Raw genomic sequence first — 13,262 nt, forward strand, 5'->3', positions numbered from 1 at the left:
TTCTCTATAACGAGTCTCCCACTTCGCGCATGGTTCAAATCAGAGGAAAACCGAAGACCTGGAAGATAAATTTGCTGGAATTTTGCTAAATGGTCGGAAACTCCACTTAGTTGGTGGGAAACCATATTCTTTTAAGTTTTCCTTTATTGTTATTGTCGCGTTTAGTAAGTATTCACCAAAATAAATCAAGCTGAAAGAGGCCGAAATATCATCTTCGGCCGAATATCTACATAAAGGAAGTATCGATTCTTTAGTAAACCAAAGTATCTAAACTATGTGAGTCTAGGTTGTAAGGGAGCGAAGGACGCATTTCCGCCGCAAAATGTTCTGAAAGAAGAAAGATGGGCGAGTGACGAAGTCACAAGCCCATCTCTTTATTCTCTAGAACAAGCTGCAGCAGATGAAGCGCCCGAAGCGCACTGAAAACCTATTTACATCAATAGTAATCTGAGCAACTACCTGGCTTTAACGAACCCCGCTAGAGTTGGGTGTGTTGATGAGAGTCACTATTTGAGAGGCAATAGTCCCTCTTTATTCTCAAGAATAAGGTCTGCAGATGAAGCACTAATTCTAATATGTTATGATAATGAAACAAATGGAGTGTGATGAAGGGTGATTCATGTCGGACTTACGGGATGGGGCGACCATCCAGATATCTATAGCACAGAATCGAAAAGTAGCGAGAAATTAGTCGATTACAGTGCACATTTCCCAGTAGTTGAACTTGATGCATCATTTTATGCCATTCAGCCAGAACGTAATATGCTTAAGTGGATTCGAGAAACACCAGATACTTTTCGCTTTGTGGTAAAAGCCTATCAAGGAATCACGGGGCATCTCCGTGGAGAATCGCCTTTTGAATCCACCGAAGAAATGTTTACATTATATCGAGAATCATTAATTCCTCTAATAGAAGCAAATAAATTAAGCATGGTGCTTGTCCAATTTCCTCCATGGTTTGATTGTCAAAAAAAAAATGTGGACTACATAAATGAAGTACATGAACGACTTCAAGGATTACCACTCGCTATCGAGTTCCGTCATCAGTCGTGGTACTATCCAGAGTTTAAACAAAAAACAGTAGACTATTTAAAGCACAATCAATGGATTCATTCAGTATGTGATGAACCTCAGGCTGGAGAGGGAAGTATCCCACTCGTGGCTGTTTCTACGAATGAAGACCATGTGTTACTAAGACTCCATGGGCGTAATGTTCACGGCTGGAAAAATCCAGGGAATGACCAAAAATGGAGAGAAGTTCGCTATTTATATGATTACAATATGGCGGAGTTACAACAAATTGCAACGATTGTAAAATCGTTATCTCAACAGTCCAAACAAGTGACCGTGTTGTTTAACAATAACTCTGGAGGACATGCAGCGAATAACGCAAAACAATTTATGCGGTTATTTAATTTACAATATGAAGGACTGTCACCGAAGCAATTAGATATGTTTGAAGGAGAATGGTAATGGAGTATTTATTATTAGCACTTGTAGGGCTATTTTCTGGCGTTGTAGGTGCATTAGTAGGTCTTGGTGGTGGCGTTATATTAGTGCCGGCAACCCTTTATTTAGGGGGATCAATTGGGTTAATTCCAGGAATTACACCACAAAATGTAGTGGGCCTATCCGTCGTCATGATGATTTTTACAGGCTTAGCATCCACGTTAACGTACATGAAAGCAAAAACGGTTGATTATCGAAGTGGTCTCATATTCTTTGCAGGAAGCATACCTGGTACCATTTTAGGTGCATGGGTGAACAAAGGATTAGACTTGCCATCTTTTAATCTGTATTTCGGGATTTTATTAATCATCTTATCCACCCTACTCTTAGTTCGGAAATATTTAAAACCAGTCGAGTGGTTTGTGAAGAATGGTACGAAAAAAACGTTCACTGATGCTCAAGGACAAAACTATGTTTATGGATATCCTATATGGTTTGCACTATTCCTTACATTTGGAGTAGGTTTTGCATCTGGATTGTTTGGTATTGGCGGAGGATCAATTATTGTGCCGGCTATGATTCTGCTGTTTTTATTCCCACCTCACGTTGCAGTTGGTACATCCATGTTTATGGTGTTTTTATCAGCTTTGGTCGGTTCAGCAAGCCATATTTCGTTAGGAAATGTACCTTGGCTCTATACAATCCCGGTGATTCCTGCTGCTTTTATTGGGGCGAAAATTGGGGCATCCTTAAACCAACGAATAAAGTCGGAAACATTAGTAATTGCTTTGCGTATAATCTTACTATTACTCGGTGTTCGTTCGATTGTAGCGGGACTGATGGGTTAAGGAGTTGGCCAAATGATTGAAACCATTCATTTTTATCATACCAATGATATACACAGTCATTTTCAACATTGGCCACGAATTCATGAACTCGTGACTAGTCGGAAAAAATGGCATGTTGAAGAAGGCGAGTCTAGCTTTACTTTAGATATTGGTGACCATATTGATCGTTCGCATATCTTCACCGAAGGCACATTAGGTAAAGGGAATGTCGACTTGTTAAATAAAGCTCTATATGATGTTGTAACTATTGGGAATAACGAAGGGATTACCCTTTCACATAAAGAGTTAGAAGAGCTTTACCTTCAGGCACAATTTAAAGTAGTTGTGGGAAACTTAACAGAGCTGAACGGGGACATTCCTAGTTGGTTACTACCGACAACAATTCTAACAACTACCAATGGGACGAAAATCGGTGTAACAGCACTTACTGCTGAATATCCACTGTTCTATAAAAAATTAGGATGGCAAGTGACACAAGCATTCAACACGTTGAATAAACAACTAATCGACTTAAAGAAGCAAACAGATATAATCATATGCATGTCTCATTTAGGAATACATGTAGATGAGGATATGGCAAAGCAATTTCCAGATATCGACATCATTTTTGGTGCACATACACATCACATATTACATGAAGGTAAAGAGATTAATAAAGCTCTTTTAGCAGCTGCAGGTAAGTTCGGCTCTTACGTTGGACATGTAACCATTGACTTCGATTTAAAGGACAAAGTAATTGTGAAGAAACAAGCACTTTTATATGACACCAATGAATTGAAAGAGTGTTCTCATGAAGAAGAATTTTTGACTGAACTGGCCAAAATCGGTACTGCTCATTTAATGGAAACAGCCTTTCATCAACCACATCTTCTTAGAAAAGAGTGGTTCAAGGAATCTGCTTTATCCACATTTTTTGGAGAAGCTTTAACGACGTTTTGCCAAGCTGACTGTGCATTATTTAATGCTGGATTGTTTTTGACGGATTTAAATGCAGGGAAAGTTACACATTTTGATATTCATCAAATGATGCCACATCCAATTAACCCGTGTGTCATAGAACTAACTGGACAACAATTAGTAGACATTTATTACCTATCTTTAAATGAAAGTTGGCCAAATTTAGAACTAAAAGGATTAGGTTTTCGAGGTGCGGTGATGGGGAAAATGATTACTCATCAGTTTAATGTGGTTAATGAGGAATTATTCGTAAAAGGTAAGCTTATTCATGCTACAGACACAGTGCGATTAGCAACGCTGGATATGTTTACTTTTGGATACTTTTATCCAACATTTCAAGACTTGCCAAAGACTTATTTTATGCCGGAATTCATTCGAGATGTAATCATTGGATATGGTCAGAAACACAAATATTTATAGGAATAAATGAAACCTCCTTGTCGTAAAATGACATAGGAGGCTTTTTGGTGCGACTACGTAAAGTAAATAAAAAAACTATTTATTGGAAAGGTAAAAACATCATTCCTCTGATATTTGTTATTGTTGTCATTTCAGTTGGGTTAATGTTTTATCTCGTAAATGTCCGGTTAACACCCATTTACTTACAATACGCAGAGGTTCAGTCAACTAAAATAGCATCACTTGTAGTAAGTAAAGCCATTAATTCTCGAACTGTGGATGTAATGGACGTGAATGATATTATTGAAGAAATACCTACAGATCAGTCCAATAGGGTGACGACTAAATTTAATACTGAAATTATTAACCGGGTCCAAGCTGACACAATTACCTTGGTACAAACACATTTGGAGCAAGCTGAAGAAGGAAATTTAGATAATTTACCTTACCTTGATGATATCGAGTATGATCCAAATGCTATGGAAGATAATGGAGGTATTGTGTTTTTTGTTCCTCTAGGTCAAGCAACGAATATCCCACTCCTAGGCAATTTAGGACCAAAGATTCCCATACGCTTTCATGTTATTGGAAGTGTGCAGTCGGACGTTGTTTATGGTTTTCGTGAGTTCGGTATTAATAATGCAATGGTAGAAGTAAGTATAGTGCTGAAAGTAAATGTCCAAGTAATCGTACCACTTGCAACAAAAACAACGACAATTGAACAGAAAATCCCTGTTGCTCTTGGTGTAATCTCTGGTCCAGTGCCTCAAATTTACACGAAAGGGCAGGGAGGAACTCAACCTTCAATAGAAGTACCGATTCAACTCCCACCAGAATAACCCATTGCAAAAAGACCTATTTATTGTTAGGCTAGTTAATGAAATTAATATCGATGGGTAGAGGCAGCATTGCTTATAAGTAACATACGCGAGGATGACAACGAAGACCGTATGTAAAAGGAAGCTTTGCCGAAGTAGAATGATTGTGTCAACAGCATTTTATTGGGGTTATTCTAAATAAGAATAACACTGTCATTTATAAGCAAAATGCCTATAAATGGTGAGCTACAGATCGTGGGTAGGATACTTCAATTTGTCTATTCGCAACTTGTATGAGCTGGCTTCTCAAACATTCTTATGAATGTTATAGGAGCCAGTTTTTTTGTATGTTTACTCGTATTCTGTGACCACCCCCATAAGGAGGAGGAAAAGTATTATGTCAGGTACAATATTTTCGATTTTACCCCCAATCTTAGCGATTGTAATGGTTCTAATTACACGACGTGTATTGCTCTCTCTTGGAGCAGGTGTCGTTTTGGGAGCTTTGTTGATCCATTCTTTCGCGCCAGTAGATTCACTTACTACTTTGTGGAAGTCATTCCAAGTGACATTTTGGGACGAAGGATTAAATACGTATAATGTCTTCATCATTCTATTTTTATTTTTACTAGGAATCATCACAGCTTTTGTCAGTCTATCTGGCGGAAGCCGAGCCTTTGCGGAGTGGGCAGTAAAGCATATTAAAACCCGCAGAGGAGCTAAACTATTAACTGCATTTCTTGGTGTGATAATCTTTATCGATGATTATTTTAATGCGTTAGCTGTTGGCCAGATTGCACGACCAATTACAGACCATCATCGCATATCACGTGCGAAATTAGCTTATTTTATTGACTCAACTTCAGCTCCAGTATGCGTCGTTTCACCTGTTTCAAGTTGGGGAGCTTACTTGATTGGATTAATTGGAACCATATTGGCAACTCAATCCGTTATCACGTACTCACCTTTAACTGCTTTTGTCATGATGGCGCCAATGAACTTTTATGTGATTGCAGCTCTTGCCATGGTATTTTTCGTTGCACTTACAGATTTTGATTTGCTTGAAATGAAAAAACATGAACAAAGAGCAATTGAAACAGGAGAAGTCTTTGATCCAACAAAAGATATCCCTGGTCAGTTGAAAGAAGATTTTCCTGTTCATAGTCATGGTAAGGTAAGTGACTTAGTTCTTCCGATTGTGACCCTAGTCGTCGCAACCATCGGTGCGATGGTTTGGACGGGTTATCAAAATGCTGGTGTTCTAGATATTTGGGCAATTTTTGAAAATACCGATGTACCGAAATCTTTATTAATCGGTGGTAGTGCAGGTGCTGCTGTTTCGATTTTACTGTATCTATTACAATTCGGGAAAAATGACAAAGCAAACAGCGTATTTCTTGGTAAAGGAATTTGGAGCGGTATACAGTCCATGTTACCAGCCGTTTTAATTTTAGTATTTGCTTGGTCATTAACGTTCATTATTGGTCTTCTTGAAACGGGAGAATATTTAGCACAAGTTGTCACCGATGCAAATATTCCAATCGGTTTATTACCAGTAATTTTATTCATACTAGCAGGAGGAATGGCATTTGCTACCGGTACATCATGGGGTTCTTTCGGTATATTGATACCGATCGCTGGGACAATTATGATCAATGCTGAACCAACTATGTTACTTCCTGCCTTAGCAGCAGTACTAGCAGGATCAGTATTTGGGGATCACTGTTCACCAATTTCAGATACAACCATATTATCTTCTACTGGTGCAGGCAGTAACCATATTGATCATGTAACTACTCAATTACCGTATGCATTAATATGTGCTGGCATTGCATCCATTGGATATTTAGTCCTAGGATTAACAGGGTCGGTTTGGTTATCATTTAGTCTTGTTATTATTATTCTTGCAATACTATTCTTCTTCTTAGCAAAGAGCATTAAAAAAACAGATACAGTGACAATAGAATAGTGAAACACTCTAAGAGCAAGGGTTTAAACCCTTGCTCTTTTTTTTATAAGTAATAATTATTTTTTTCAAAAAACTGCTTTACAAGTTAATTCACTATAGTATACTGTTTTTAAGATTAGTAATAATCTGAAAATAAACAAGCTTCCAAATATTGCAATAGTACTTTGGTAAGCGAAACAAAAGGGGGAAAAAAAATGGAACAACGTTCTCAATGGGGATCACGAGCTGGCTTTATCTTGGCGGCTGTTGGTTCCGCGGTAGGCCTTGGTAACATCTGGCGTTTTCCGTACGTAGCTTTTGAAAATGGTGGAGGAGCTTTCTTTATCCCGTACTTATTCGCTCTTTTAACAGCAGGTATTCCTATTCTTATTTTAGAATTCACCATGGGACATAAGTATCGTGGGTCAGCGCCTTTATCATTCTTCCGCATGGGTGGAAAAAAAGCAGAATGGCTTGGCTGGTGGGCAATTTTTGTATCATTCGTCATTTCTACATACTACGCCGTCATCATTGCATGGGCAATGAAATACACCGTGTACTCATTCGACCAAGCGTGGGGAGATGATACTGCTGGTTTCTTATTCGGTACAGTCTTAAAACTAGGTGATGTACCTGGTGAAGCTGGTGGAATAGTACCAGGAGTTGCAATTCCTTTACTACTTGTTTGGGCAATTGCATTCTTTATTCTTTTCGCAGGTGTTAAAAAAGGAATTGAAGTTGCTAATAAAATATTCATTCCAACATTAGTTGTTATTTTCTTAATGGTAGTTATCCGCGCGGTAACACTAGATGGAGCTGCAGTTGGTTTAAATGCATTCTTTGAACCTAACTTCTCTGAGTTAAGTAATCCTAAAGTTTGGGTTGCGGCTTATGGGCATATCTTCTTCAGTTTATCAATTGCATTTGCAATTATGATTACGTATTCAAGTTATCTACCAAAGAAATCAGATATTACGAATAACGCATTTATTACTGGCTTTGCTAACTCTGCTTTCGAGTTACTAGCAGGTATTGGAGTATTCGCTGCTCTTGGTTTCATGGCAGTTCAACAAGGAGTGGAAGTAAAAGATGTTGCTTCTGCAGGCGTTGGATTAGCATTTGTCGTCTTCCCACAAATCATTAGTGAATTCCCGGGAATGAATGGACTGTTTGGGGTATTATTCTTCTTGTCATTAGTATTAGCAGGATTAACTTCTTTAGTCTCAATTTGTGAAACGTATGTTGCTGGATTCACTGAGAAATTCGGAATTTCCCGTAATAAAGCGGTTGCATTTGGTGTAGGTGCCGCTGCATTAATTTCGTTCTTATTTGCAACAAATGGCGGATTATACTTCCTAGACGTTGCAGATTACTTCATCAACCAATTTGGGGTCGCGGCAATCGGTTTAATTGAAGTAGTTGCTATTGCTTGGTTCTTTAAAAAGCTTCCTATTTTTGAAGATCATGCAAATGCAGTTTCTGATATTCGATTAGGTGCATGGTGGAAGATTTGTTTGAAATTTGTAACTCCTTTAGTATTAGGTTACATGATGTTCGGATTGATGAAACTGAACCTACTAAAACAGTTTGAAAATGATACAGGTAACTATGAAGGTTATTCAAATACATTCATCCTTTATGCCGGTTGGTTTGTGGCAGCAGGGGCAATTATCTTAGGATTTATCTTTACGGCAATGAAATGGAACAAAAATACGGATGTTGATGCTTATCAACATGATGGTGAATAAGGGGGACTTCTAATGTCAATTGGTGCAATTATTATGATGATTATTGGTGTCGTCATTATTTGGGGCGGCCTTGCAGCAAGCATTATATATGCTGTTGGAAAAGCAAAACAAGCAAAAGCATAAGATAAAAAGCGTCTCTTTCGCAGAGGCGCTTTTCTTTGTTTATCATGTCTTCTTAGGTTGTGAGACGTGGTCGAATATGGTACATTGACAACAGTAACTAAATTGCCTACATAGTCTGAAAAGAATGAGGTGGACCTGCATGACAACGAAACCAACACATATCCGTAAACCTGCTTGGTTAAAAATTAAATTAAATACGAACGACAATTACAAGGGTCTAAAAAAAATAATGCGTGAAAATAATTTGAATACAGTTTGTGAAGAAGCTAAGTGTCCGAATATTCATGAATGTTGGGGCACTCGACGTACTGCAACTTTCATGATTCTTGGTGCTATTTGTACAAGAGCATGTCGTTTTTGTGCAGTTAAAACTGGATTACCGAATGAACTTGATTTAGGTGAACCAGAACGCGTTGCTGACTCTGTTGTATTAATGAATCTAAAACATGTCGTAGTAACCGCTGTTGCCCGTGACGATCTAAAAGATGGTGGAGCAGCAGTCTTTGCTGAAACTGTCCGTGCAATTCGTCGTAAAAACCCATTCACCACCATTGAAGTTCTACCTTCTGATATGGGTGGAATTGAAGAGAATATACAGATGTTAATGGATGCAAAACCAGATATCTTAAATCACAATATCGAAACCGTTCGTCGTTTAACACCAAGAGTTAGAGCTCGTGCAAAATACGATCGATCTCTTGAGCTTTTACGCAGGTCTAAAGAAATGCAACCTGACATTCCCACAAAATCTTCTTTAATGGTGGGACTTGGTGAAACGAAGGAAGAAATTATCGAAGTTATGGATGATTTACGTGCAAACGACGTGGATATTATGACGATCGGCCAATACTTGCAGCCTTCGAAAAAACATTTAGTCGTCCAAAAATATTACTCTCCACTAGAGTTTGGAGAACTTCGTAAAATTGCTATGTCTAAAGGATTCAATCATTGTGAAGCAGGTCCATTAGTACGTAGTAGTTACCATGCGGATGAGCAAGTAAATGCAGCTGCAAAAGAAAAACAGCGTCTTGGTGATGAGCAATTAGCTCTCACAACGAGTTGATGGAGAGTGAATTCATGATTACAATTGATCGCTGGGAATACGAGGTAATTACTGATTACCGTGAAGCTTTTAAAGAAGAAGCTGTTCAAGAACGTTACAGTGAAATTTTGAACAAATATGACTACATTCTTGGTGACTGGGGTTATGGACAACTTCGGTTAAAAGGATTTTTTGATGATAAAAACCAAAAGGCTACATACGATACCAAAGTAAGTACATTACAAGATTATTTATATGAGTATTGTAATTTTGGATGCGCCTATTTTATATTAAAAAAATTCGGTCCAGCAAAACCTGTTGAAACACCGATTGAACCAGTAGAAATCCCACAAGAAGAAGGCCTCGATTCAGATGTTCAATCATCTTAATCGAGGTTTTTCCTTTGCGTCGAAGCCATTTAGCTTCAAAGATTATGATAGTATTGAAGCATAATAAAAATAATATTAAACCCATAAAGTGAGGGATACCTATGTATTTTGTAGATCGTAAAAAAATTACTACGACAGTAACATATATGAAATCAATTGTAGATTTAATAGAAAAATCACCTGATTTAACTTCAAGTGAGGTTGGGAAATTAGCACTTGAGCGTAGTGCGCAGAATATCATTGAATCGATAATTGATGTAGGAAATTCAATGATTGATGGCTTTATTATGCGTGATCCAGGAAGCTATGATGATATTATCGATATTTTGACCGATGAAAAAGTAATTACAGCAGAAATGGACGGACCATTTAAAGAAGTGTTAGGTCTTCGGAAAATGCTTGTTAGAGATTTCATGAGTGTAAATCATCAACAAATAGCTACTGTTCTGCATAATAATTTAGACGTATTAAAACAATTCCCTGAAAATATTGAGCACTACTTAACGCATGAACTAGGGCCAGTGTCTGCATTTTTACCTGAGGAGCAGGTATGAAAACGTACAAAGCATATTGTATTGATTTAGATGGAACAGTCTACCGTGGAAAAGAACCCATCCTCGAAACTGTTCAATTTATTCATCATTTACAACAACATAATATTGAACCCTTTTTTGTGACGAATAATGCATCTCAGACAGCGGATCAAGTGAAGGCAAAACTAAAAGGGTTTGGCATAGAAGCTAAACGAAGTCACATTATGACATCAGCTATGGCAGCAGCAAAATACATTGTTTTGCATTACCCAGACGTTTCAGTTTCGATGATAGGGGAAAGTGGTTTAAGAGAAGCTCTAGTTGAAAACGGTGTGAAAATTGTTGAATCTTCAACAGATGTATTTGTGATGGGAATTGATCGGGATATTACATACGAAAAACTTGCGCAAGCATGTTTGGATATTCGAAAAGGTGCAGTGTTTATTTCTACGAACAGCGACCGTGCATTTCCAAGTGAAAGAGGATTACTGCCAGGGAATGGTGCGTTTACGACGCTTGTTCAAACTTCTACTGGTGTTGATCCAATATTTATTGGGAAACCTGGAGGACAGATGCTTGAGATTATTCAACAAGAACATCAATTTGCTAAAGAAGATATGGTGATGATTGGAGATAATTATGATACCGACATTTTGGCAGGGATTTGGTTTGGGATAGATACCATTCATGTGAATTCTGGTGTAACGTCAACAGAAGATGTCTTATCAAAACCTTTTCCTCCCACTTTAACACTTGACAATTTGCTCGAAATTCTATAAAAAAAGGAGCTGCATAATAGCAGCCCCGATCTTTTAGAAAAGTGGATTTTCATCTATATACTCATAAATCTTCTTCGTTAGTTCATCTGGAGAATCTGCTTGCACGACATCACCATTTACAACTGCAAAAAAAGATTCTGCACATTTTGTACAATAACTTAAACAACCATACTCTAGAACGTCTAAATTTGGATCACGGTCTAGTTCTTCAAACGTTTTTTGTGATCCATTTGCCAAATTACTGACACAAAATTCTACCATAGGATTCACGTTCTTCACCTCGCTACATCGACATGCTACTCCTTTTTTTTTCGTTCGTCAAATCGAGTGACTTATTGTGAAACATCTCACAATGATTTATACTAACTACGTAGAGAATGACTGTATATAAAATGCTCAAGGGAGATTTTTATGAAAAATTTAGTATTGCTAGGTGGCGGATACGGTAACATGCGAGTGTTACTTCGTTTACTGCCAAATAATTTACCAGAAGATATACAAATTACTTTAATCGATCGTACACCTTTCCATAGTTTAAAAACAGAGTTTTATGCTTTAGCTGCAGGAACAGTTCCTGACCAAGAAGTTCGTGTATCTTATCCAGAACATGAGCGGTTGAAAATGGTTTATGGGGAAGTTGTTGAAATTAACTGTGCAGATAAAGTGGTCGTCCTTTCAGACGAAACTAGAATACCTTATGACGATGTAATCATTGGACTTGGCTGTGAAGATAAATATCACGATGTCCCAGGTGCGGATGAATTCACTTACAGCATTCAAACAATTGGACGTTCTCGTGAAACCTTTAATAAGTTGTGTGGGTTGCCGTCAGGTTCTGTTGTTGGGATTGTAGGAGCGGGATTAAGCGGAATTGAACTTGCAAGTGAATTGCGCGAATCACGTCCAGATTTAGGCATTAAATTATTCGACCGTAGTCCTCGTATTTTGCGAGACTTTCCAGAACGTTTAAGTAATTTCGTGAAAAAATGGTTTGATAAGCACAACGTAGATGTGGTCAGTAATTCAAACATTACAAAAGTAGAGCCAAAAGTATTACACAACCACGAAGAGACCATTGCTGTAGATGCTGTGGTTTGGACTGCTGGTATTCAACCAGTTGCACCTGTTCGTAACTTGAACACTGAGACAGATTCAATTGGTCGAGTGGTATTATCTCAATACCATAGCCTACCTGATGATGAAAATGTCTATGTCGTTGGTGACTGTGCAGCATTACCATATGCGCCAAGTGCACAAGTAGCCGAAGAACAAGCTGAACAAATTGTTCAAGTACTCCAAGCACGTTGGAAAGGCAAAGAACTTCCTGAAAAAATGCCGGAAATAAAGCTAAAAGGATTCTTGGGATCTTTAGGGAAGAAGCAAGGGTTTGCCTATTTAGCAGACCGTACAGTTACTGGTCGTATCGCTAGGTTAATGAAATCTGGTGTGTTGTGGATGTATAAGTGGCACAATGGGTGATGAATAGAAGAAGACCTAGAAGTAAAACATAACTTCTAGGTCTTCTTTTTAGTATGATATATGGTGCAAGGATGGAATGAGCTTTTATTAAGATGAGCTACTAGTAAAACCATTTTTCTCAAGTTCTGCGAAAACGGGATTAAGTTGAATATTACCTTCACCAACCACTTCGCCTTCAATCATGACGAGAGGGTAAAAGAACTCATCCTCTAATACTCGATTGGCTATATCTTGCTGGCGTTCATTATCAATTGGCCGTTGGATATCAATATAAGTTATTTTATACAGTTGATTTGGGTATTTACGATCGATAGCTGCTTGTAACCATTCATAGGTATCCTTAGAGGTGGGTGCATTTACACAACTTGCACATGCAATTTCAGCTCCGAAAATTTCAATTGAAAGTGTCTTTTTCTCCATGGTTGTGATTCTCCTTTAGTATTAACTGATGGATTTTTTCCTCTCTTCACATTATAATGATTATAAGGAAAGGAGTCGAAACAAATGACTGATACAATGAACGAGCAAGTACAAGAAGTACTAGATAAATTACGCCCATTCTTACTAAGAGATGGTGGAGACTGTGAGCTTGTTGATATCGAGGATGGCATCGTCAAACTTCGTCTTCTTGGCGCATGCGGAAGTTGTCCAAGTTCTACTATCACACTAAAAGCAGGTATTGAACGTGCACTTTTAGAAGAAGTTCCTGGTGTTATAGAAGTTGAACAGGTATTCTAATAATTTTACTTT

General features: G+C 38.0%; 15 protein-coding genes and 1 riboswitch. Of the genes, 13 read left to right on the top strand and 2 right to left on the bottom strand.

Annotated features, from left to right (window positions below):
• Nucleotides 1–612 precede the first annotated feature (612 nt).
• The 11 genes from ACFPYN_RS08595 to ACFPYN_RS08645 all read left to right on the top strand — a co-directional run bounded on the left by ACFPYN_RS08595 (nt 613) and on the right by ACFPYN_RS08645 (nt 11,033).
• The gene (locus ACFPYN_RS08595) at nt 613–1,473 is read left to right on the top strand and encodes a DUF72 domain-containing protein (RefSeq protein ID WP_377733580.1); all 861 of its coding nucleotides are present in this window, start codon (nt 613–615) and stop codon (nt 1,471–1,473) included.
• Nucleotides 1,473–2,297 carry a sulfite exporter TauE/SafE family protein gene (locus ACFPYN_RS08600; RefSeq protein WP_377733581.1) on the top strand — a complete coding sequence of 275 codons (825 nt, stop codon included), beginning with the start codon at nt 1,473–1,475 and terminating at the stop codon, nt 2,295–2,297. The genes ACFPYN_RS08595 and ACFPYN_RS08600 overlap by 1 nt, the downstream gene beginning before the upstream one ends.
• A 12-nt stretch (nt 2,298–2,309) precedes the next feature.
• Complete coding sequence (locus ACFPYN_RS08605; RefSeq protein ID WP_377733582.1) at nt 2,310–3,674, top strand: bifunctional metallophosphatase/5'-nucleotidase; 1,365 nt, start codon at nt 2,310–2,312, stop codon at nt 3,672–3,674.
• Between the two features lie 47 nt (nt 3,675–3,721).
• Nucleotides 3,722–4,492 carry a sporulation protein YunB gene (yunB, locus tag ACFPYN_RS08610; RefSeq protein WP_377733584.1) on the top strand — a complete coding sequence of 257 codons (771 nt, stop codon included), beginning with the start codon at nt 3,722–3,724 and terminating at the stop codon, nt 4,490–4,492.
• 50 nt (nt 4,493–4,542) lie between these two features.
• A riboswitch (Lysine riboswitch) is annotated at nt 4,543–4,728 on the top strand.
• Nucleotides 4,729–4,868: 140 nt separating this feature from the next.
• Nucleotides 4,869–6,440 carry a Na+/H+ antiporter NhaC family protein gene (locus tag ACFPYN_RS08615; protein ID WP_377733585.1) on the top strand — a complete coding sequence of 524 codons (1,572 nt, stop codon included), beginning with the start codon at nt 4,869–4,871 and terminating at the stop codon, nt 6,438–6,440.
• Nucleotides 6,441–6,634: 194 nt separating this feature from the next.
• Nucleotides 6,635–8,167: a sodium-dependent transporter gene (locus ACFPYN_RS08620; RefSeq protein ID WP_377733586.1), complete on the top strand. Its 1,533-nt coding sequence runs from the start codon at nt 6,635–6,637 to the stop codon at nt 8,165–8,167.
• A 12-nt stretch (nt 8,168–8,179) separates the two neighbouring features.
• Nucleotides 8,180–8,290 carry a methionine/alanine import family NSS transporter small subunit gene (locus tag ACFPYN_RS08625; RefSeq protein WP_377733587.1) on the top strand — a complete coding sequence of 37 codons (111 nt, stop codon included), beginning with the start codon at nt 8,180–8,182 and terminating at the stop codon, nt 8,288–8,290.
• A 139-nt stretch (nt 8,291–8,429) separates the two neighbouring features.
• Complete coding sequence (gene lipA, locus ACFPYN_RS08630) at nt 8,430–9,353, top strand: lipoyl synthase (RefSeq protein ID WP_377733588.1); 924 nt, start codon at nt 8,430–8,432, stop codon at nt 9,351–9,353.
• Nucleotides 9,354–9,367: 14 nt separating this feature from the next.
• Nucleotides 9,368–9,721, top strand: coding sequence for a YutD family protein (locus ACFPYN_RS08635; protein WP_377733589.1), 354 nt, complete (start codon nt 9,368–9,370; stop codon nt 9,719–9,721).
• Between the two features lie 101 nt (nt 9,722–9,822).
• Nucleotides 9,823–10,275, top strand: a complete 453-nt coding sequence (gene hepT / locus ACFPYN_RS08640; protein WP_377733590.1) for a type VII toxin-antitoxin system HepT family RNase toxin — start codon at nt 9,823–9,825, stop codon at nt 10,273–10,275.
• Nucleotides 10,272–11,033: a TIGR01457 family HAD-type hydrolase gene (locus tag ACFPYN_RS08645; RefSeq protein ID WP_377733591.1), complete on the top strand. Its 762-nt coding sequence runs from the start codon at nt 10,272–10,274 to the stop codon at nt 11,031–11,033. The genes hepT and ACFPYN_RS08645 overlap by 4 nt, the downstream gene beginning before the upstream one ends.
• A gap of 33 nt (nt 11,034–11,066) precedes the next feature.
• On the opposite strand, the gene ACFPYN_RS08650 is transcribed toward ACFPYN_RS08645, so the two are convergent.
• Nucleotides 11,067–11,303 (bottom strand): YuzB family protein, encoded by a 237-nt coding sequence (locus tag ACFPYN_RS08650; protein WP_377733592.1) that lies wholly within the window; start codon nt 11,301–11,303, stop codon nt 11,067–11,069.
• Between the two features lie 141 nt (nt 11,304–11,444).
• Between ACFPYN_RS08650 and ACFPYN_RS08655 the strand changes: the two genes are divergently transcribed.
• Nucleotides 11,445–12,512, top strand: a complete 1,068-nt coding sequence (locus ACFPYN_RS08655) for an NAD(P)/FAD-dependent oxidoreductase (RefSeq protein WP_377733593.1) — start codon at nt 11,445–11,447, stop codon at nt 12,510–12,512.
• A gap of 87 nt (nt 12,513–12,599) precedes the next feature.
• On the opposite strand, the gene ACFPYN_RS08660 is transcribed toward ACFPYN_RS08655, so the two are convergent.
• Complete coding sequence (locus ACFPYN_RS08660) at nt 12,600–12,932, bottom strand: YuzD family protein (protein WP_377733594.1); 333 nt, start codon at nt 12,930–12,932, stop codon at nt 12,600–12,602.
• An 84-nt stretch (nt 12,933–13,016) separates the two neighbouring features.
• Here ACFPYN_RS08660 and ACFPYN_RS08665 point away from each other — a divergent pair, with 84 nt between their 5' ends.
• Entirely contained in the window at nt 13,017–13,250 is a 234-nt protein-coding gene (locus ACFPYN_RS08665) for a NifU family protein (RefSeq protein WP_111439447.1), read from the top strand.
• The last annotated feature ends 12 nt before the right edge of the window (nt 13,251–13,262 follow it).

The sequence above is a fragment of the Paenisporosarcina macmurdoensis genome (assembly GCF_042658845.1).
GTDB lineage: Bacteria > Bacillota > Bacilli > Bacillales_A > Planococcaceae > Paenisporosarcina > Paenisporosarcina macmurdoensis.